Annotated in this window: 12 protein-coding genes and 2 tRNA genes; 6 read left to right on the top strand and 8 right to left on the bottom strand. The window is 39.7% G+C overall.

Annotated elements, in window-relative coordinates; translation table 11 throughout:
• Positions 1–18: 18 nt before the first annotated feature.
• The 5 genes from AL038_RS01660 (at position 19) to AL038_RS01640 (ending at position 3472) form a co-directional block, all read left to right on the top strand.
• A tRNA-Ala gene (locus AL038_RS01660) sits at positions 19–94 on the top strand.
• A 65-nt stretch (positions 95–159) separates the two neighbouring features.
• Positions 160–232: transfer RNA gene (locus AL038_RS01655), tRNA-Arg, on the top strand.
• Positions 233–347: 115 nt separating this feature from the next.
• Positions 348–1352 carry an HlyD family secretion protein gene (locus AL038_RS01650; RefSeq protein WP_062148067.1) on the top strand — a complete coding sequence of 335 codons (1005 nt, stop codon included), beginning with the start codon at positions 348–350 and terminating at the stop codon, positions 1350–1352.
• Positions 1353–1382: 30 nt separating this feature from the next.
• Positions 1383–2339, top strand: a complete 957-nt coding sequence (locus AL038_RS01645; protein WP_062148065.1) for an ABC transporter ATP-binding protein — start codon at positions 1383–1385, stop codon at positions 2337–2339.
• Positions 2336–3472, top strand: coding sequence for an ABC transporter permease (locus AL038_RS01640; RefSeq protein ID WP_062148059.1), 1137 nt, complete (start codon positions 2336–2338; stop codon positions 3470–3472). Before AL038_RS01645 ends, AL038_RS01640 begins: the two co-directional genes overlap by 4 nt.
• Positions 3473–3483: 11 nt before the next feature.
• Here AL038_RS01640 and AL038_RS01635 read toward each other — a convergent pair whose 3' ends face one another.
• The 4 genes from AL038_RS01635 to AL038_RS01620 form a co-directional block, all read right to left on the bottom strand.
• A complete protein-coding gene (locus tag AL038_RS01635) occupies positions 3484–4029 on the bottom strand; it encodes a DUF922 domain-containing Zn-dependent protease (RefSeq protein ID WP_062148056.1) in 546 nt (181 codons plus the stop codon).
• A 156-nt stretch (positions 4030–4185) separates the two neighbouring features.
• Complete coding sequence (gene ygfZ / locus AL038_RS01630) at positions 4186–5238, bottom strand: CAF17-like 4Fe-4S cluster assembly/insertion protein YgfZ (protein WP_062148053.1); 1053 nt, start codon at positions 5236–5238, stop codon at positions 4186–4188.
• 75 nt (positions 5239–5313) lie between these two features.
• On the bottom strand, positions 5314–7989 hold the full coding sequence (locus AL038_RS18395) for a methyl-accepting chemotaxis protein (RefSeq protein WP_062148050.1): 2676 nt from the start codon (positions 7987–7989) through the stop codon (positions 5314–5316).
• 54 nt (positions 7990–8043) lie between these two features.
• On the bottom strand, positions 8044–9570 hold the full coding sequence (locus AL038_RS01620) for a metallophosphoesterase family protein (RefSeq protein ID WP_062148047.1): 1527 nt from the start codon (positions 9568–9570) through the stop codon (positions 8044–8046).
• A gap of 142 nt (positions 9571–9712) precedes the next feature.
• On the opposite strand from AL038_RS01620, the gene AL038_RS01615 reads away from it, so the two are divergent.
• Positions 9713–14002 (top strand): hypothetical protein, encoded by a 4290-nt coding sequence (locus AL038_RS01615; protein WP_062148044.1) that lies wholly within the window; start codon positions 9713–9715, stop codon positions 14000–14002.
• Positions 14003–14063: 61 nt separating this feature from the next.
• Here the strand turns inward: AL038_RS01615 and AL038_RS01610 are convergent, their stop codons facing one another.
• From AL038_RS01610 to AL038_RS01595, 4 genes are all read right to left on the bottom strand, one after another.
• The gene (locus AL038_RS01610) at positions 14064–15269 is read right to left on the bottom strand and encodes an O-antigen ligase family protein (protein WP_145917040.1); all 1206 of its coding nucleotides are present in this window, start codon (positions 15267–15269) and stop codon (positions 14064–14066) included.
• Positions 15270–15407: 138 nt separating this feature from the next.
• Positions 15408–16304, bottom strand: a complete 897-nt coding sequence (gene bioC, locus AL038_RS01605) for a malonyl-ACP O-methyltransferase BioC (RefSeq protein ID WP_062148040.1) — start codon at positions 16302–16304, stop codon at positions 15408–15410.
• Positions 16291–17073: a pimeloyl-ACP methyl ester esterase BioH gene (bioH, locus tag AL038_RS01600; protein ID WP_062148037.1), complete on the bottom strand. Its 783-nt coding sequence runs from the start codon at positions 17071–17073 to the stop codon at positions 16291–16293. The genes bioC and bioH overlap by 14 nt, the downstream gene beginning before the upstream one ends.
• A 273-nt stretch (positions 17074–17346) precedes the next feature.
• Positions 17347–20331 (bottom strand): ATP-binding protein, encoded by a 2985-nt coding sequence (locus tag AL038_RS01595; RefSeq protein ID WP_062148034.1) that lies wholly within the window; start codon positions 20329–20331, stop codon positions 17347–17349.
• Between the last annotated feature and the right edge of the window lie 8 nt (positions 20332–20339).

Raw genomic sequence — 20339 nt, 5'->3', positions numbered from 1 at the left:
TCGCATTCTGCTTTGTTTGGGGTTGTAGCTCAGCTGGGAGAGCGTCGCGTTCGCAATGCGAAGGTCGGGAGTTCGATCCTCCTCAACTCCACCATATCTTGATTTATTCTAAAAATACCAATCTGCAAGCCAAATCTATTTCCACCGACTTTTTTTAATGCCTTGGTAGCTCAGTGGATAGAGCACTCCCCTCCTAAGGGAGTGGTCGCGGGTTCGATTCCCGCTCAGGGCGCATAACGCCACGCTGTCTTATAATCACTAAATAAACCGCGCATTACGATAAAGTTTCTTCTTTCCTATTTTTGTCGGTGATTTCTTCCAAAATACATCACAGCTTAATGGTTATAATGAATACTTCAATCTTTATACTCAGTTTCTACCTCCTCAATCTTACCTTACCCGCTACTTTACAAACAGGGTGGGATACGCTCACTAACAAGCATACCGATACAACCCGCTGGCAAGGTTATGTAGAAGGTGAGTTTATTTGGTTATCGCCTGTCATCGCGGGACAACTCGCACAGGTCAACGTAGAAAAAGGTGTACAAGTCAATGCAGGAGATATTCTTTTTAGTTTAGTTGCAGAACCCGACAATTTAGCACTTCAAGAAGCCGAACAAAAACAACAAACCGCGCAAGCCCGTTTAGCGGATGCACAAAAAGGCTCACGTCCAGCAGAATTAGCTGAAATACAAGCCCGCATCGCCCAAACCAAAGCGGATGTAAATCTTGCGCAAATTGAATTAAAACGTACCGAAAAACTGTTTCAAAAACAAGCTATTCAACAAGAAAGTATAGATGTTAGCCGTGCCACAGTACAACGACAAAACGCCCGTTTAAGCGAATTACAAACGCAACTAGAGATTGCACAACTGGGTGGTCGGACAGATGCACTACAAGCACTACAGACGGAAGTCGTTGCAGCCCAAGCTATTGTTGCCCAAGCCCGTTGGCGCGTTGAACAAAAACGCATAACCGCCCCAACAGCAGGACAAATTACTGATGTCTTTCATTATGCAGGTGAATGGGTTGCATCGGGTAATCCCGTTCTTGCACTACTGCCGCCAACACATATAAAACTTCGTTTTTTCATACCCGAAACCGATTTAGGACAAATGCAACTCGGTAAAATAGTTAATTTTCACTGTGACAGTTGCACAAAAAACCTCACTGCCACCATTAGCTATATTGCAACACAAGCAGAATACACCCCGCCCATCATTTATAGCCAAGAAACCCGTGTAAAATTAGTTTACATGCTAGAAGCCCGTCCCTCGGCAGAAATTGCGCCATCCCTACACACAGGACAACCCGTAACAGTATGGTTATCTGAATCGGATAAACCCCATTAATTAAACGTACTGCAAAGAGGTTTTATTCACATGTCAGCACTTATTAATTTACGGGCAACAGAAACAGCGGATTTTGTTATTAAGGTAGAACAATTAAGTAAAACATTTGGTACGCGCTGTGTGGTTAATAACTTAGCTTTGCGTATTAAACGCGGCGAAATTTATGGTTTTTTAGGCCCAAATGGCAGTGGTAAGACCACGACAATGCGGATGCTATGCGGTTTATTAACCCCAGACACGGGAAAAGGTATTTGTTTAAATTATGATATTTTGCGTGACTCCAATAAAATTAAACAAAAAGTGGGGTATATGACGCAAAAATTCAGTTTATATGAAGACTTAACGATTAGAGAAAATTTAGATTTTGTTGCACGACTATATCACCTTCCACATCGCCAAGAACGTGTGTGGGCAAGTTTAGAACAATTAGGATTAAGTACCCGAGCAAATCAATTAGCGGGTGTATTATCAGGTGGTTGGAAACAACGCCTTGCACTCGCTGCCTGTTTATTGCACGAACCCCAATTACTGCTCTTAGATGAACCTACCGCAGGCGTTGACCCCGCTGCCCGTCGTGATTTTTGGGAACAAATTCACCACCTATCTGCAACAGGGATGACTACCCTAGTTAGCACACACTACATGGATGAAGCAGAACGTTGTCATCGTTTAGCCTATATTGCTTATGGTAACTTATTGGCAGATGGCACGGTTCAAGAAGTGTTAGACGGGTCAGGACTCACGACATGGGTAGTCTGTGGAATAGATTTATGGCAACTACAATCACAGTTAAAACAACTACCTGCGGTTGAACAAGCGGTCGCTTTTGGTAATCAACTACATGTGAGCGGACGCGATATCGATGCACTAAATACCAGTTTACAAAGCTATCAACAAGATACACGCTATCAATGGACATTAGCACATCCCAGTTTAGAGGATGTATTCATCAGTTTGATGCAAACCGCACAGGATACCAGTTTATGAATACACGCTTTACCCTGCATCGCTGGTGGGCCATTGTAGTCAAAGAATTTATTCAAATGCGTAGAGACCGTCTCACTTTTGGAATGATTATAGGTATTCCACTGTTACAACTTACTTTATTCGGTTTTGCCATTAATTCTGACCCCAAAAGTTTACCAACAGCCATATTACAAGCTGACCACAGCCCACATGCACGTACTTTATTAAATGCCATTCGCTATAGTGGATATTTTCAAGTGGTTAGCACACCAGAGACCGAGGCTGAGTTAGCAACATTATTACGTCAGGGTGAGATTCAATTTGCACTGATTATTCCGCCTAATTTTTCCCGTGATTTAGTCCGTGGTGAACGCCCTGTTGTCTTACTACAAGCAGATGCAACAGACCCCGCTGCTACCAGCAACGCACTAGCCGCCTTAACTGCGATTGTGCAAACAAGTTTAGACCGTGATTTTCAAGGTGCATTAGGCTTTTTACACAGCCAATCACCCGCAGTAGAGCTACGCACACACCGTTTATATAACCCAGAAGGTATCACACAATACAATATTGTCCCCGGATTAATGGGGGTAGTACTGACCATGACAATGGTGATGATTACCGCGTTAGCGATTACCCGAGAACGAGAACGTGGCACGATGGAAAACCTATTGGCAATGCCCGTGCGTCCATTAGAAGTGATGATGGGAAAAATCGTGCCGTATATTATGATTGGTTATATTCAAGTCGCTCTAATTCTGCTTGCAGCACGGCTACTGTTTAATGTACCAATGTTAGGCAGTATATGGTTGTTGCTGATAGTCAGCATGATTTTTATTGCAGCCAACTTAGCCGTAGGCATTACCTACTCAACAATTGCGCGAAATCAATTACAAGCCATGCAAATGGCATTTTTCTTTTTTCTGCCATCGCTTTTATTATCAGGGTTTATGTTTCCGTTTCGTGGAATGCCAAATTGGGCGCAAATCATTGGAGAATGTTTGCCATTAACACATTTTTTGCGTTTGGTGCGTGGGATTTTATTAAAAGGCAATGGCATTGCAGACAGCATTCCGCATTTAATTCCCATCGTTATTTTTACCTTAGTGGTGATTATGATAGGCACGTTAAAATATCGGGAAACATTGGATTAAATAGCGTCATTTTACGGAAAAAACGCCCCGTTATTCAAACCATGATTTGTATCAATATCATATTGTTTCTCATCTACAATATATTCATCCACAATTTTGTGGGCTAACGCATTCGCTGCTTTTTCCAATATCGTACAATTTTTATAACTATTCATATTCAAGAGTGCCGCTTCAATTTCTTTTGCGGCATTCACGCCGAAATCTCGATGCCCATTTTCATGGTCAATTAACGCATGGTAATAACGATTCCATCGGTTTTTAGCATCTTGATTAGCAATCGTATGTTCTGCCAATTTAGGCAATGTAAATTTAACTGAAACGGTACTTTTAACCTTCGTTATTGTGCAAGTATTCGGTTGTTTATCCCAGAAAAAACGCCACTTTACATGCCATGCGGTATAGGCATCATAACGCCCCTCTCGTTTAGCATTCATATCCGCTCGGATTGCGCGAGCATCTTTACCATCTACAACATAGTATTCTGTTTCAGTATCAACCACAGGCGTTGCTTGCACACTACTCGCAGTTAGTAATAGTAAAACAATAAAGATTTTCATGATATTTCAACCATTTTACACAGGCAGAAACAAAGCATTATTTAAGTAAATCACTGATAAAAACAGCGCGGATACCACCGCCTAACGCGATGTTATCCGTTTTTAAAAAGTTATCTCAATTCTGATAATTCTGATTCAAGCAAGATTTTTAAGTTTCTACGCTGCCATCGTTGCCGTTGGGTCATAGGGTAATTCTAATAAATCTAACACTGTGCCATTTGTTTGCTGTAAATACACAGGGTTACTATCTGCTTGTTCAATATTTAATACCGCAAGCCCAACATAGCCACCTTCGGGATGAGCTTGAATATTCACTAATTTACCAATACTCTGAGTATCTGCTGTGCCATATAAATTATCGCCCGCTTGAGGTGTGGTTGAGGAATTGGCAATTTTAACCAAGTAAAGACGTTGTTTAAGTGTCGCAAGATATTGCATACGGGCAACAATTTCTTGTCCTGCATAACAACCTTTTTTAAAGTTTATCCCACCAATTGCCTGATAATTCAACATCTGTGGAATAAACTCGTCACTTAAAACAGTCGCAATTTGTGGGATACCTGCAAGAATGTCAAGCAACTGCCATGCGTGTGTACCAACAGGTTTCGCGTGTTTTTGTAGTGCTTGCCATGTTTGGCTTTGTGTTGTTAAGTCACTGATAACAATATAGCGTGGGATTTGTCCCGCGATGCGGACAATCGTTGTTTGCTCTTGGGTGATACTGGCATTTGTTTCTTCAGGAACAGAGAAACCGAGCGCGTTTGCGAGCAGTTGCTGGCTGTTTTTACCAACAACGCCAATAGGTGGGAGTTGGTCAGATACATCCGTAAATTGGACATCCGAACGTAACACAAACATTTTCAAGCGTTTTTGAACTGCGTCTAAGACTTCATGAGGTAATAGAATTAAATAAGTATTATCACGTTTAATTAATTGAAAAGTATAGAGTACACGCCCTTTAGCATTACACCATGCACTCCGTTGGCTACGTTGTCCATTAACTTGGCGCACATCGTTGGTGAATTGTCCTTGTAAAAATTTTTCCGCATCGTTGCCTGTTACTTGGAGTAACCCTAATGTGGATAAATCTAAAATACAATCTGATTGTAAAACAGCTTGTTGTTCCACAGCAGCTTGTCCAAAGTCTAGAACCGTGCGGGCTTCAATATGCGCGCCTGCTTGTTGTAAAAATTGTGTCCATTGTTCCATGATAGCGTAATATCTGTTGTCGTGAGGGTAGAAAAGAGGTATTAGGATTTCCTAACGATATGTTCTAGTTAAGGGTTAAAAGTCTTCCCATTCTCCACCTGTGGTATCAGGTGTTTTTTTGTATTTTTCGGTTTTATTCTGAACCTTTTCTAAAAAATGGCTGGCTTTATCAACGGCTTTTGGTTTCGTGGGTTCAGTTTTCTGTGTGCTATTGCGTTGTATTGTACGGTTTGTTTGAAAAAAGGCGACTTGTTGCCGTAATCGTTGGGCTTGTTCGGTCATGGATTCACTAGCAGAGGCAGATTCTTCAACAAGTGCAGCGTTTTGTTGGGTCATCTCGTCCATTTGGCTAATAGCTTTATTAACTTGATGAATACCTGATGATTGTTCCTGACTAGCGGCCGCAATTTCGGCAATAATATCACTGACTTTTTTGACTGCAGTGACGATTTCTTGCAAGGTATTACCCGATTCATTGACTAATTGTGTACCTTCTTTGACTTTTTCTACACTGTCGCGTATGAGGTTTTTGATTTCTTTAGCTGCATTCGCGCTACGCTGGGCTAAGTTGCGTACTTCAGTTGCGACGACTGCGAAACCACGTCCTTGTTCGCCCGCGCGAGCAGCTTCAACAGCAGCATTAAGGGCAAGAAGGTTGGTTTGAAAGGCTATTTCATCAATAACGCTGATAATATCAGCTACACGTCGACTACTTTCGCTGATAGCACTCATGGCTTGAACGGCTGACCCTACAACACCACGTCCTTGAGCAGCGCGTTCACGGGCAGTGCTGGCAAGTTGGGTGGCTTGGCGGGCATTGTCCGCATTTTGTTGCACCGTGCTGGTCATTTCTTCCATGCTAGCAGCGGTTTCTTCTAGCGAGGCGGCTTGTTCTTCAGTCCGTTGGCTTAAACTAATATTACCTGTAGATATTTCTTCAGAGGCGGTACTGACTGTATCTGCACTTTCTTTAATAAAAGTAATAATTTCAGTTAGTTTATCAACAGTGCTGTTTGCATCGTTTTTGAGTTGTTCTAGTGAGCCAAGATAGTTACGGTCAATTTTTTGGGTTAAATCGCCTTTTGCTAATGCCGCAAACATACGCATGGTATCTTCAACCGCAAGTTGGTTGTAGTTCATGATTTGGTTAACGCCTTCACTAAAAGACTTAAAAAACCCTGTTTTTCCTGCTAGTCCAACCCGTTTTTCAAAATCGCCTTGAGAGGCTGCATGAATAACGTTGTTTATTTCTTGTTCTGTTGCCACTTCTACTGTGCGGTCTTGGAGTTCTTTAACATAGCCAACACGTTCACCTTGTGGGCTTATTACGGGCGTGACAATGTATTCAATCACAAGGCTGGTTAAATCCAGTCGGGAATGTTCACTTCTTTGAAGATTTTGGAGGATGCGGCGGTGAGCTTGTGAATCTTTATGCAGGCTGTCAATAGTTTGTCCGCAAAGATTTGTGGTGTTGAGTTGTGGTAATTCTTGACGGAATTTATCTTGTTCACGTTGAAATAGGGTTTGTACTGCTTTGTTAGCATAAATAATTTTAAAGTGGCTGTCGGCAATGATAACGTTGGTCGTAACGCTATCTAGGGCTTGATTAATCCGTAGTGCTTCGTCAGCAATACGTTTATCTTCTTCTATACGCTCACGTAATTGTTGTTGCATGAGTTGCATAGAACCAAATAATCCTTCGCGTCTTTTACCCGAGTTGAAGGCTAAATCACCATTCGCAATACGTTCAGCCATGCTTGCTACTTCGGCAGGTTCACCCCCTAATTGTCGAGTAATACTACGCGTAATACCAAAACCAAAACCTAAGCTAATAATAATTGCGCCAAGCAAGGTGCTACCCGTACTAATAACTGTTTGCTGTACCGTTGCTTGTGCTGTTTGTTTGGCCGATTCAAAATCAGCCGTAATATCATTAATAATATTTTCAACGTTATCACGGACATCTGCGCCATAAATACGTAATTGTTTAGTCGCATCTACTTCATAGGCATAACCTGCTTTAATTTGATTAAAGCTTTCCATATATTTTTGAATGGCTTTTTCTATCTCTGCAATAATGGGACTATTGCCAGTCTGCTTTAAGGTAGCAATTTCCGTTTGTACCGCTTGATGGCTTTCCTCAAATTTGTCTATCCATGCATTATCGCCTTTTTCCAGAAATTTAGACGCATTCAACCGCACTGAAAGCCATGATTGTTGAATTGCACTTGTTTGATAAATCTGATTAATATCCTGTGCTTTAAAATTTTCTGTAACTAGTTGATGTAACTCATTTTCTATAAAAACACCTTGTGCTAGAATAACCTGCTCTATGTTCTGTTGGCGTTGTTTATAAACATCAACTAATTGCATAAGTAAGGCTTGATACTGTTCTACACTTTTTTGTACTTGTTCTATACGTGGGCGTGTTTTCAATAAGTTTTTTTCATTAGCGGTTTTAATCAGTTGGTAGAACTTTTCTATTTCTGCCGTATATAGCTTTAAATCTGCATCGTTTTTGGAATTGACATAACGACTAGTGTAAAGTCGGACAACTAAAATCTGATTCATCAGCTCGTTGGTAAAATGTAATTCTTGTGCCAAGTTATCTGTTAACGTCACCACAGTGCCATTAACTTTATTCAGTTGTACAAGTGTGATTGAACCAATCATAAGCATCAGCACTAGCGCAACAAAGTATCCTACTAAAATCTTTGTACCTACTTTTAATCGATTAAAAAAGTGCAACATGACCTTATCCTTTTTGACATTTATCTACTATTTACCGTGAAAAAGATGAAAAAGTTACATAATACCGTGTAACATTTTTAATAAGGTTTCAGGGAAACCCTCATTTTGCATATCTTGCAGTGTTATTTCAATTGGATAGGCTAAATTGTGATAATGAATTTTATGCGTTTCTTGATCATAAATCGCAAATTGCGCACCCACTTGTCCATTACGCGGTTGTCCAATAGAGCCGGGACAAACTAAAGCGTAATCAAAAGGTGTTAAATCAATCTGTTGCCCTTTATATAAACTATCCACAAAACCCGCTTTACGTGCATAAGTAACGGGTTGATGCGTATGACCATGAAAACACAATGGGATACTTTTTCTTTCTAAGGTATCCAAATTATCCTCATAAGTCATTTCATAAACATAAGCATTAAAAAAGGTTGGATCAAGCGGTGCGCCATGTAAAGCAAGCCATTTTTCATCATGTAAAATTGGCGGTAAGTCAGCCAGCCAAGCCCTTTGTTCTGCTGTTATACGATGTGTTGCCCATTCTAAAGCCCAACTTGCGCTATTAGAAAATCCTTTTTTAAAGTTGCCTGTTGCTAATCCATGATCATGATTACCCTTCACAATATGAAAACCAGCCTCACGAATACAATCAATACACTCACTTGGATGCGGTCCGTATCCTACAATATCACCTAATACTACACCTTGTTTAATGCTACGGTTTTTCAAATAAGCAAGCACTGTTTGCAATGCAGGGAAATTTGCATGAATATCCGCTAATAAAGCAAAATAACGTGTTTTAGTCAGATGCACATGTGTTGCATCATGTCGCTCGTCTAATGCCCGAATAAAGCTTTCTAATGCGATACGCTGTGTTTCAGCAGGAATAAAAACATCTTCCAACTGTTCAGCCAGCACAGTCAAATACTGTTTATCCTTAAAATGTTCTAAAATGAGTGCGCGGACAGAATGGGCGAACACAACAGCAGTATCACTGTTTAACCACTGTAACTTACGAAAATAAACCCCCATCACCTGAGCGCAAGCAATAAAACGATCCCATGTATAAAAATCATCATCTAAATAATACAATTGACCATCAGTCGTTACACCAAAATTAGATAAGCCCTCATCTAATCTAATGCCAGTATTTTTTGCCAAACGTAAATAATGCTCGAATAACATCGCTAAATACTGTAAACGTAACTTAATATCGACGGATTCTTGAGTAAACAAATCATGAATGGGATGCAAGCGTGGACAAATATTACCAATTAGAGCAATAGATTGTTCAGATTCTTCAGCAACAAACCATGTTTTATGCGGATGATGTACCTGATAAGTTTGCTCTTTAACCAATGCTTGTGTTGCCCACTTTAACGCGGCACGTCCATCTAAACGGATTTCCCCGCGAATTTTAAGCGCGTTTTGTGTATCAACATATAATTTAGTACTAGGCTTACCTGTAAATAAATTTCCGTGTAACAACGCTTGCTGTTGAGTACTTAATAAATTGATAATAGTTTGTTCGTTATAAACAACATTTTCTCCAACTGCACCAACAATGGTGACTTTATAAGTCATGATAACCTCTTAAATCTTTCCAAAATTACGACAAAACCAAGAAGAATTTATGTGATTTTGTGCTAAGTTGCGCTTGTTTTTTCATCTAAATTCTTTGTAACATGATGATAGATTCCAGCACAGTCTAAGGACTATAAAGAGCATGGCAATTATTGATAAAGAACACGATGTTATCGTTTTTCGCATGGTATATGACGGGCTACCATTATCTGGGAAAACCACCAGTCTATATTCACTTGCGAATGTGCTGGGAAGAACCAACACGATTTATACACCGCAAGCAGATGCAGGACAAACTCATTATTTTGAATGGATTGACTACATAGGTGGTTTTTTCAGAGGGCATGGTATTGCTTGTCAAATTATCACCGTCCCAAGTGATCCTGCATTACAAGCACATCGCCAATTTTTACTCAATATGGCGGATGTTGTTATTTTTATCATTGACATCAGCGATGTTGACACGCTTGAAGAATCCCTTCACCGTTTTCGAGCATTACACGCCTCACTGCCCCATGATGGGGAAGATGCGGTAAAATTTATTATTCAAGCGAATAAACATCTTGATAAAGAAGCATTTTCGCTAGAAGACATACAAACACTATTCAGCGACTATTCTGATATTAAACTGGTTGAAACCATTGCAAAAAGTGGTAAGGGCATTCGTGATACTTTTGTACTGGCTGTGCGCTACGCGGTAGAACGTGCGGAAGCCCTGATGATGAAAGGTAAACTCCGTGTAGATCGTCCAGATGTTAGCACAGGACAAGAGTTATTTGCATTATTGCAAAGTCATGTTCCTAACATGATTACAGCCACTCCTTCAGCAAATGTCATTCCAGAAACCATAGAATTAACAAGTGATTTAGAACAAACTGATTTACCAGTAGAAGATTCTAATATTGTTGAATCTTTAGCAGAAACAGACGAATTAAATCTTGAAGCTTTATCGCCTGAAGAATTAGCTTTACTCGCAGAAGATTCTGATGTTGTTGAATCACCAGCAGAAATAGCTGAGTCTGAACCTGACGAATTAAATCTTGAAGCTTTATCACCCGAAGAATTGGCTTTGCTCGCAGAAGATTCTGATATTGTTGAACCTTTAGCAGAAATAGCCGAATCCGAACCTGACGAATTAAATCTTGAAGCTTTATCGCCTGAAGAATTAGCTTTACTCGCAGAAGATTCTGATATTGTTGAACCTTTAGCAGAAATAGCCGAATCCGAACCTGACGAATTAAATCTTGAAGCTTTATCGCCTGAAGAATTAGCTTTACTCGCAGAAGATTCTGATATTGTTGAACCTTTAGCAGAAATAGCAGAATCTGAACCTGACGAATTAAATCTTGAAGCTTTATCGCCTGAAGAATTGGCTTTGCTCGCAGAAGATTCCGATATTGTTGAATCACCAGCAGAAATAGCTGAGTCTGAACCCGACGAATTAAATCTTGAAGCCTTATCGCCTGAAGAATTAGCTTTACTTGCAGAAGATTCTGATGTTGTTGAACCTTTAGCAGAAATAGCCGAATCCGAACCTGACGAATTAAATCTTGAAGCTTTATCGCCTGAAGAATTGGCTTTACTCGCAGAAGATTCTGATATTGTTGAACCTTTGGCAGAAATAACCGAATCCGAACCCGATGAATTAAATCTTGAAGCTTTATCGCCTGAAGAATTGGCTTTACTCGCAGAAGATTCTGATATTGTTGAACCTTTGGCAGAAATAACCGAATCCGAACCCGATGAATTAAATCTTGAAGCTTTATCGCCTGAAGAATTGGCTTTGCTCGCAGAAGATTCTGATATTGTTGAATCACCAGCAGAAATAACCGAATCCGAACCTGACGAATTAAGTCTTGAAGCTTTATCGCCTGAAGAATTGGCTTTGCTCGCAGAAGATTCTGATATTGTTGAACCTTTAGCAGAAATAGCAGAATCCGAACCTGACGAATTAAATCTTGAAGCTTTATCGCCTGAAGAATTGGCTTTGCTCGCAGAAGATTCTGATGTTGTTGAATCACCAGTAGAAATAACTGAGTTTGAACCCGACGAATTAAATCTTGAAGCTTTATCGCCTGAAGAATTGGCTTTGCTCGCAGAAGATTCTGATGTTGTTGAACCTTTAGCAGAAATAGCCGAATCCGAACCTGACGAATTAAATCTTGAAGCTTTATCGCCTGAAGAATTGGCTTTACTCGCAGAAGATTCTGATATTGTTGAACCTTTGGCAGAAATAGCCGAATCCGAACCTGACGAATTAAATCTTGAAGCTTTATCGCCTGAAGAATTGGCTTTACTCGCAGAAGATTCTGATATTGTTGAACCTTTGGCAGAAATAGCCGAATCCGAACCCGACGAATTAAATCTTGAAGCTTTATCGCCTGAAGAATTGGCTTTGCTCGCAGAAGATTCTGATGTTGTTGAACCTTTAGCAGAAATAGCCGAATCTGAACCTGACGAATTAAATCTTGAAGCTTTATCGCCTGAAGAATTGGCTTTGCTCGCAGAAGATTCTGATGTTGTTGAACCTTTAGCAGAAATAGCCGAATCTGAACCTGACGAATTAAATCTTGAAGCTTTATCGCCTGAAGAATTAGCTTTACTCGCAGAAGATTCTGATGTTGTTGAATCACCAGCAGAAATAGCTGAATCCGAGCCTGACGAATTAAATCTTGAAGCTTTATCGCCTGAAGAATTGGCGTTGCTCGCAGAAGATTCTGATGTTGTTGAATCACCAGCAGAAATAGCAGAATCCGAACCTGACGAATTAAATCTCGAAGCTTTATCGCCTGAAGAATTGGCTTTACTCGCAGAAGATTCTGATATTATTGAACCTTTGGCAGAAATAACCGAATCCGAACCTGACGAATTAAATCTTGAAGCTTTATCGCCTGAAGAATTGGCTTTACTTGCAGAAGATTCCGATATTGTTGAATCACCAGCAGAAATAGCCGAATCTGAACCCGATGAATTAAATCTTGAAGCTTTATCGCCTGAAGAATTAGCTTTGCTCGCAGAAGATTCTGATGTTGTTGAATCACCAGTAGAAATAACCGAATCCGAACCTGACGAATTAAATCTTGAAGCTTTATCGCCTGAAGAGTTGGCTTTACTCGCAGAAGATTCTGATGTTGTTGAACCTTTAGCAGAAATAGCTGAATCTGAACCTGACGAATTAAATCTTGAAGCTTTATCGCCTGAAGAATTGGCTTTACTCGCAGAAGATTCTGATATTGTTGAACCTTTAGCAGAAATAGCCGAATCCGAACCCGACGAATTAAATCTTGAAGCTTTATCGCCTGAAGAATTGGCTTTGCTCGCAGAAGATTCTGATGTTGTTGAACCTTTAGCAGAAATAGCTGAATCCGAACCTGACGAATTAAATCTTGAAGCTTTATCACCCGAAGAATTGGCTTTACTCGCAGAAGATTCTGATATTGTTGAATTATCAACAAAAAAAGAAGAAGAGATTTCTTTATTTGCAGATGCACCTGAGTTATTAGCATCAAATGAAGAAACGCCATTACCGATTGATAATATTGATAATGCATTGTTGACTGAAAAGCAGGATGCAGTAGAGGAAAATCTGCTTGAACAAACCTTGTTATCTGCGCCTGAGTTATTGAACGAGGAACTAGAAACATTCACTCAATCGCCAATATTGCCTACAGAAGAAGCACCTGTTAAAACTGTTGTACCGCCAAAATTAAGAACCAGTAAACGCTTGCCACCTTTTCCTGATGAAGAAACTTCTTCTAAATGGATTTGGCCACCACTTGCAGGACGGCAGATGATAAGCGAAGTGTTGAAAAATCCTTTACGTCCACATTTACAAGCAAATGATTTATGGAGTATTAGTGGTAAAAATGGCTGGCGGTGTTTCTCTAAATCGTCATGGCAGTTTGCCAGCGAAGCAGAAGCCCGTACTGCATTCCGTCAACAAATTGCATTACATATTCACTGTAGCCCTATTTTGTCTGATAACCGTTGTATTGCTGTTGTAGAGGATACGCACAATACATGGCGATTATGGCAAATATTACATATTAATAATACGTTAGAAGAGCAATTGAATAGCGCGCTACAAACAACAAATCCTGCTGTTTTTGCAACGGAGTTATTTAGATGTGCCGTTGAATATATTGATGTTTATAGTGATTGTATGCAGTATTGTTCATCTATTCAGCCCATTTTGGAAAATTTAGGGAAAGAATCACATCAGATTATTTATACTGGCGTTTTAGATGTTAATCATGATACTCATCAAAGACATACGCCTGTTGAAGCATTAACATATACTTTCGCACCATTGGTTGCGGATGTTACACAACAAGCTGATGTAGATTTAATCGCCGTTTTGAAAGAACTACAAGATATTCAGGCATTTGAATATGAAGGGCTGTTGAATACATTGACTGAATTATTCTTATAGCAGGATAAATTGTTATTTATCATGGAGGCATGTCGGATGATATGCCTCCATTTTTTATGATTTATGCGTTAGTACGTGGCAGGGTTGAATAAAATAAGCCGACGAAATAGGCGAAGAGATGCCCTTCTGTCATGTCAAAAAGAAACGAATTTGCTAAACAACCTACTGACATCATTATGATTAATCCTTGTGCCATGTAAACGTAACGCGAGGGTGTGAGTCGGTAACTATTGCGCCAGAGTATGTAAAATAGGGCAAGAAAAAATAGTACACCCACTATTCCTAGTTGTACGGCAATCATAAGATATTCATTATGCAAGTTTTCGGTTGGTGTTGAGTGCATATTTTCGGTATAACGTGAATATTCTGTGGGGACGCTACCTGTTCCCGTGCCAAATAGGGGATGTTCTTTAAACAAGGCAAAGCCATTTTTGTTGAACTCTACCCGTAGTCCCATTGAGGTAATTTTTGCGCCTGATTCATGTGTGTGTAGCTCTTGTAACATGAGTCCCAGCCGTTCTTGAATCGGTGTAGAGCTGAAATAAACCCCTGTGCAAAGTAGCAGAATAGGCATAACACTTAGCAATATTCCTCGCCAGCGTGCAACTTGATAGATAAAAAGTAGAATCAAGCACAGTAGGACAATATAGCCTGTACGTCCATATAGCATGAATAAGACGTTAAAAATGGCAAGTCCTGCACCCAATATACATAACCAGCGAAAACGCGGATATTGCCAGCCATAAACAGCGAGAAAGTAGGCCGCTAAGGACATCATCAGCCCTTGTGAAATATGGTTTTTAAAAATAAACGCATTTTCTGGTGTGCCTTTCGCTATTTGAATACCCGTTCCCCACATGATGTAAGATAAAATCAGTGTATAAGCCATAACGAGCATAAATGCCCATAAACTGCCTTCACGTGTATCTTCATCTTGAAATAGTAAAATAAATAATGGGATATAAGCAAGCTCTCTATATTTACCCAAAACAAACCACGTTTCTTTAACGTCTGTTGTTCCGTAGCTTAATCCAATGATAAATAGTAAAAATAGTAGCATTGAAATTTGTGCAACGGGATGTGTGCATAAGAGGGTGAAATAACGGCTACGATTTTCTTTTTCTATTAATAATAGGATAAAAGCAGCCGCGAGAAAAATGTTGGTTAATCCTGTTGATACGGCAAGGGCAATGCCTAGTAACACTGTGCATAAACGGCGTACATCCGTTATGTTGTTAAAGGAGAAAGTGATATTTCTGAAGTTCAAGGTGATACCCTTGTATTGTGGATTAAATAGTTTGACGGCTTTTAATTTTGGTCATTATAAAACCATTCGCAGAATAGCTTTTTTCAAGATGCTTGTCATGGAATATGTAATTCTTCATCTATCTGATAGTATTGGCTTTCAATCTGTTGGCTTGGGGCGTTGGATTTGTGAAATGGGAATTTTTACTATACCGTCCGTTGATTTTATTTGTGGTGTTTTACGTCCACCTGCATGTCCATAAACGACCTCATACGTTGCGGTGAGTCCTTGGGGTGTTCGATGCTGTTCATAGTGGCTTAACATAGATTGAAATTTATGTTTTCCTGTCAATCCTTGACGTTTACCTGTCATCACTGTGTGCGCACCAATTGCTCTTAGTTCCCGCATCAGGGTGACAACATCAGCGTAATAATAACGATGCCAATCAACATCCATAACGGGATTATGTAGCCCGGCACGGAGTAATGCATCGCCTAATTCGTGCATGTCTGTGAAGTGATTAATATGGTTTGTATCGTCAACGCTTGCCCAGCTTTGGCGCAATTCTTTTAAGGTATCTAAACCGAGTGTAGAAAATAATAAAACACCATCAGGTTTTAAAACGCGAGCAAACTCAGCAAATACGCCCGCAAAATCAGGACACCATTGCAACATTAAGCTGGATACGACTAAATCAACACTCGCTGATGCGATGGGCAGATGTAGGGCATTTGCGGCAATAAAATGTTGATGACGAGGACGAAAAAAGGGGATAGACCATGGAGCTTTTTGTTGTGCATATTGCAACATGGGCATAGCAATATCTAGTGCGTAAAGTTGTGCATTTGGGTAGTGTTGGCTTAATGCACGGGTTAAACGTCCACTACCTGCACCAATGTCGGCAATAACGGTGGGTTGTATTTTTAATTCCACTGTACGAGCAACTAGCTGTTCACAAACTTCTTTTTGTAATTGTGCAAACTGTTCATAAGTTTGTGCGGCTTGTCCAAATGAACGGGCAATGGCACGTAAGTTTAATAAATCAGGTGAGTCCATGGTGTGAGAAAAAATCAGACAGGTGATGTAAAAAAAGCTCAGGATGAGATAAGAAAGGAATATGGGCGGCAGAGGGAATATAAACGGTTTCTAACGGTCGCCAAATCTGTTGACATGCCTCGCCGACAGCAACGGGAACTAGCGTATCATGTTCGCCTAAGCACAACCAAGCAGGGCAGGTAATTTGTGCGAGCGTATCTCGTAAATCTACGGTGCGTAATAATTGTAATCCACCTTGTAAAGCAGCGGGTTGTGGATAGCCCCCCGTTTGAAATAGTTGATATAAATGTCGTAGTTGTGTGCGGGCAGTATCGCTATTTTTAACTTGTAAAGACAGAAAACGTTTAAGTGTGCCTACTGCATCTGCTTGTAAGTTTTGTTCAAACGTTTGTAATATTGTATTTGTCATCGCACATTTCCAATCGTCTGCAATGCTAAAGCGAGGGGATGTTGCAACCAGTGCAAGTGCTTTAACAGCCGTAGGATAACGATTTGCGATTGCCATTGAGAATAATCCCCCTAAAGACCATCCTACCCAAACGGCTTGTTGTGGTAAATTATCAACCAATATCTGACATAATGTGGTTAATTCATAATCACATAGTGGACTTTGTCCATGTCCCGGTAAATCAACTAGATAAACCCGCCATGTTTTTGCCAATTCATTCGCAATACTGTCCCAAATGGTGTGATTAAATCCCCAACCATGTAATAAAATTAAGGGGTTTCCTTGTCCTTGCTGTTTAATATACAGGGGATTAATGTGCATAAATTAAGTAACCTATAGATGATGTAGGATATATAAGTGATAGTGTTATACACCCGCTTTAATTTTTTGTCCGAATCAACATTTTCCGAATTTCCAGAATTGACAAAACTAAAAAAATCCAACTCAACAAATGGTTACTATGCAATGTGTTTGTCTGATATGACTAGAAAATAAAAAAAGGGCGAATAAATTCGCCCTTAGATAAAAACTTACTCATGCTAAATAATGCAATCATTGTTTAAAAAGTCAAGATTTTCAGTCTTACCCAAACAGTTACGCTGGTTGTAAAAATGGCTCAATCATCGTCAAAATTTCCTCATCTTCAAACTCTTTTGCGAGCCGTTTTACTTGGTCCATAAAGGGTTTTAAATGCGGACTTTCGCTAAGTAGGGTATCGGCGTAATCGATGATTCCTTGTATATCCCCTTGTAATACTAATTCGTGTAAATTTTCAGCATCTGCAACCGATAATTCTACCAATCCCACATTACCATTATTTGCTTCTGTATTAACATGTTCATTAGGTTTTGCATTGATATTGTTGTAGCTTTGCTCGTAAATCCAAACAAGATTTAGATATTGTTGTAAACAGGCAAATAAATCATCTGCTCTAATTGGTTTGGGTAAAAAGGCAGTACATCCGTTGTCTAAACTGGCTTGTTGTTCATGTTCGAAAACACTGGCAGAAACCGCAATGACAGGTAATGATTCTAATGGAAATTGTTTGCGAATTTGTCTTGTAAATTCAAACCCATCCATAACAGGCATTACTAAATCCGTTAAGACAATATCAGGCGTTTGCACCGCCATTTGCGCCAATCCTTCTTTACCATTACAGGCTTCTACGACAATAAACCCTAGTGCAGTGAGTAATCTACGCAGCACAGAACGATTTTCTTCTCGATCATCTATTACTAAAATTCTACGTGGTGCGCCTTCAAACCCGACAATCATTGGTTGTTCTATTTCTTTCGGTTTAACCAAATCGCTGGTAGGTAAGCTAATAGACACCATAAACGTGCTTCCCTTACCGAATGTACTTTCTACCGATAACGTACCATCCATCAGTTCCACAAGCCGTTTTGTGATAGATAAGCCTAAACCTGTTCCCTCTGCCTTATTTGCAATATCACCAACTTGATGGAAAGGTAAAAAGATTTTTTCTAATGATTCCGCATCAATTCCTGTTCCTGTATCTTCTACACAAAAAAGCATACGTTCTGCGTTTGCATCATAACTGACTTTAAGTGTAACGCCGCCATGACGGGTAAACTTTACTGCATTTCCCAGTAGATTAATCACAATTTGCCGTAACCGTTTTTCATCACCACGAATTCCTTGCGGTAAGGCTGTCATCGGTTCGTAAACAAAACTAATCCCCTTTTGATGCGCACGAACTTCAAATAATTCAACAATATCTGTGATAAAGCTAGAGAAATGAAAATCTAGTAAATACAATTCTGCTCTGTCGGCTTCAATTTTTGACAAGTCTAAGATGTCATTGATAAGTGTTAGTAAATATTCCCCGCTACGTTGTACAACCCGTACACCTTCCAACTGATCTTCGGTTAAACGGCGGTCACGTCCTAAAATTTGTGCATAGCCTAAGATGCCATTCAGCGGTGTGCGGAGTTCATGACTCATATTCGCCAAGAAAGTGCTTTTTGCTCTATTTGCCATTTCTGCGGCTTCTTTTGCTTCAGACAATTGTATTTCAGCTACTTTACGTTCGGTAATGTCCTCAACCATTCCCAACACACCAAAAATGCCATTACTCGTATCATGTAAAGGGATGTAGTTAATATCAAAATATCCCAATACACCTTCTGGACTCGTATAAGTATCTATTATATTAAGTGCCGTATCGTTTACTAAAACAAACTTTTCCCTATCAATCGTTTTATGTGCTTGTTCTTTCCAAGGCATTGCAGAATCATCCAACCCAACTATTTGTGCAGATTCTTGAAAACCAGAGCGTATCGTAAAGTTTTGATTACAGCCCAAATACTTACCTTGTTTATCCTTCCAAAATAGATATTGTGGAATATTATCAATAACAACTCTTAAAAACTCCTGTTGTTCACGAAGTTTTTCTTCTGCTTGTTTTTGCGTTGTTAAATCAACGTGCGTACCAATAAAACGATAGGGAACACCCTCTTCATTACGCAATGCAATCCCACGCGTCAGAATCCAGATATAACCGCGCTCTTTATGTAGCATCCGCAATGTCACTTCATAATTAGGCAATTTGCCTGCGAGATAATCTTCAATGACTCGATTAATCATCTCTACATCATCTGGATGAGTTAATCGTTTAAAATCATCAAGCGTATCATTAATTTCCTCTGCCTCATAACCTAACATTGCTTTCCAACGGGGTGAGTAATACACCTGATTAGTACATAAATCTAAGTCCCATAAACCATCACTTGTGCCCGTCATTGCCAAGTCAAAACGTTCTTGGCTCACCTTCAAATCAGCGGTTGCCTGAGAGATTTTATCCAACATGTGATTAATACCCTGTTGAATAATACCAACCTCATCATTACTGAGATCACTGATTCTTGCCGTTATATCACCTTTTTCTACTTTTCTTAAAGTAACTAGGGTCGTTTGCAATTTATGACTAATACGTCGTGTGAATAAATAAGACAGTAAAAGTAATGTTAGTAAAGCAATAACACTTGTTACTATAACCACATACAAGTAATGATAACGTTCTGCAAACAGGGTTGTTTCTGGAATGGATAACATAACAACCCATTGCCATTCGGGGACAACTGTAAAAAATGTATAAAAGGTATAACGTGTTTTATGGTTGGTTATGTGTTTTAAAACACCCCGCTTACTCCCCAACATTTCATCAAACTGGGCATCTGTGAATACTAATGTTTCATCACCCAAAATGACATTTCGCGTTTTTGAATCAAAAATATACAATTTTCCCTGTCTGGTTTCATCATTTGCTAACGCTGCTAGTAATCTATCTTTAGCCGTTGTGACATAAAAATCGAGTCCTGAAACACCTGCATCAGCTAATACCTTATAGGCATCGGCGATTTTTTCTTGAATGACATCAATGTCCTTAAAAAACAGTTTTTCACTGGTTGAGTAAGTGACTTTATCAATCGTAAAATAACCCGCCAAAAATAAAGGCAAACCAAGCCCAAGCAACATCATAAACATAAACAAAATGATTTTGACTTGGGTATGCAACGCATTTGCATTGCCCAGATAAGAGAAAACAAATTTACTCATAACGGCTA

This window comes from Beggiatoa leptomitoformis (assembly GCF_001305575.3).
Classification (GTDB): Bacteria; Pseudomonadota; Gammaproteobacteria; order Beggiatoales; family Beggiatoaceae; genus Beggiatoa; species Beggiatoa leptomitoformis.
The sequence above is the reverse complement of the archived record's forward strand: the minus strand, read 5'-3'. Positions and strand labels throughout refer to the sequence as shown.

What these genes read in the sequence shown, in the direction of transcription:
- AL038_RS01650 (WP_062148067.1), top strand. Translation starts at nt 348, where the DNA reads ATGAATACTTCAATCTTTATACTCAGTTTCTACCTCCTCAATCTTACC.
- AL038_RS01645 (WP_062148065.1), top strand. Translation starts at nt 1,383, where the DNA reads ATGTCAGCACTTATTAATTTACGGGCAACAGAAACAGCGGATTTTGTT.
- AL038_RS01640 (WP_062148059.1), top strand. Translation starts at nt 2,336, where the DNA reads ATGAATACACGCTTTACCCTGCATCGCTGGTGGGCCATTGTAGTCAAA.
- AL038_RS01635 (WP_062148056.1), bottom strand. Translation starts at nt 4,029, where the DNA reads ATGAAAATCTTTATTGTTTTACTATTACTAACTGCGAGTAGTGTGCAA.
- ygfZ (WP_062148053.1), bottom strand. Translation starts at nt 5,238, where the DNA reads ATGGAACAATGGACACAATTTTTACAACAAGCAGGCGCGCATATTGAA.
- AL038_RS18395 (WP_062148050.1), bottom strand. Translation starts at nt 7,989, where the DNA reads ATGTTGCACTTTTTTAATCGATTAAAAGTAGGTACAAAGATTTTAGTA.
- AL038_RS01620 (WP_062148047.1), bottom strand. Translation starts at nt 9,570, where the DNA reads ATGACTTATAAAGTCACCATTGTTGGTGCAGTTGGAGAAAATGTTGTT.
- AL038_RS01615 (WP_062148044.1), top strand. Translation starts at nt 9,713, where the DNA reads ATGGCAATTATTGATAAAGAACACGATGTTATCGTTTTTCGCATGGTA.
- bioC (WP_062148040.1), bottom strand. Translation starts at nt 16,304, where the DNA reads ATGGACTCACCTGATTTATTAAACTTACGTGCCATTGCCCGTTCATTT.
- bioH (WP_062148037.1), bottom strand. Translation starts at nt 17,073, where the DNA reads ATGCACATTAATCCCCTGTATATTAAACAGCAAGGACAAGGAAACCCC.
- AL038_RS01595 (WP_062148034.1), bottom strand. Translation starts at nt 20,331, where the DNA reads ATGAGTAAATTTGTTTTCTCTTATCTGGGCAATGCAAATGCGTTGCAT.